The organism is Thalassolituus alkanivorans, from assembly GCF_020447205.1.
Lineage (GTDB): Bacteria > Pseudomonadota > Gammaproteobacteria > Pseudomonadales > Oceanobacteraceae > Venatoribacter > Venatoribacter alkanivorans.
In genome coordinates, this window is record NZ_JAJAEL010000020.1 from 790 (window position 1) to 1880 (window position 1091).

A 1091-nucleotide genomic window follows, 5' to 3' on the forward strand; every position below is an offset into this window, starting at 1 on the left:
CTCACCCCGAACAAAAACGACAGGGTTATCCTCGACGATTTGCAAGGCTTCGTTGCGGATCACCATTGGAGCGGCTATTTCGGCGCGGGTGATTTGCGCGTTGACAAAGAGACCGGGTTTCCAAATGCCATTCGGGTTGTCGATCAAAGCGCGCGCCATAATGGCCTGATTACCAGTTTGGCCAAGCGGCGCAATATAGATGATTTTTCCCTCTGCGATATGGGTCGAATCGAGACTGAGAATGCGAACCCGCTGGCCTAATTCAACCTGAGCAACATCCTTGGGAAAAACCGACAGCTCCACCCAAACCGTTGAGAAATCCTGTACTACCAACAACGGGATATCCGTAGTGTGCTCGCCAGCGTTTGCATTACGCTGGGTAACGGCACCATTGAGTGCGGATACTATCGAATAGGTTTTCAGACTTTCATTCGCTTCCACAGTCACCAGGGGTTCGCCTTTGCGAACCGGATCACCAACACTTTTTTTAACTTCCCGAATAACGCCGTCGAAGCGTGCCGTTACCGACTGTACACGTTCTGCATTGGTGGCGACGACGCCATATACTGGCAAAACATCGCGGATGGTGCCCGAGGTAACGGTTGCCAGCGTAATGCCGGCATGTTTTATCTGCTCCTGGGTCAGCTCGACGTGGCCTTCTTCACCGTGCTCTTCCTCTTCTCCGTGACCCGTCTCGGCGAAAGTTTGTCCAGAGAACAGGGTGATCGCAAAGCAACACGTAATTAGACGGATAAATGATTTTTTTAACTGGGTATTTGATTTCATTGTGGGGTTCCTGAAAATGTGTTGTCTTCGCCATACTGTGTCAAGGCCAAGGGCTCTGCTGTTAGCTGCTCAATTTCTGCACCATAGGTTAAGGCGGCTGCGGCCGCTTCGATCTGGGTGCGCCTGGCGCTCAATAATTCCTGCCGCGCGCTGACATAGTCGAGATACCCGTAGCGACCGCGTTGATAGGCCGCCTGAGTTTCTACCAGGGCCTGCTCAAGGGCGGGAATGATGGCGGTGCGCAGTGCCTCTACCGCGACAATGGCTTGTTTGCGGTTGTGAAAAGCCCGGAACAGTTGCGTGTG

At 53.0% G+C, this 1091-nt stretch carries 2 protein-coding genes; both read right to left on the reverse strand.

Going from position 1 to position 1091, the window contains the following annotated elements; translation table 11 throughout:
• On the reverse strand, positions 1–786 hold a 786-nt coding region (locus tag LGT44_RS08885), incomplete at its 3' end, for an efflux RND transporter periplasmic adaptor subunit (protein ID WP_230333577.1).
• Positions 783–1091: TolC family protein (locus LGT44_RS08890; RefSeq protein ID WP_230333578.1), on the reverse strand; the 309-nt coding region annotated here is incomplete at its 5' end. The genes LGT44_RS08890 and LGT44_RS08885, both read right to left, overlap by 4 nt.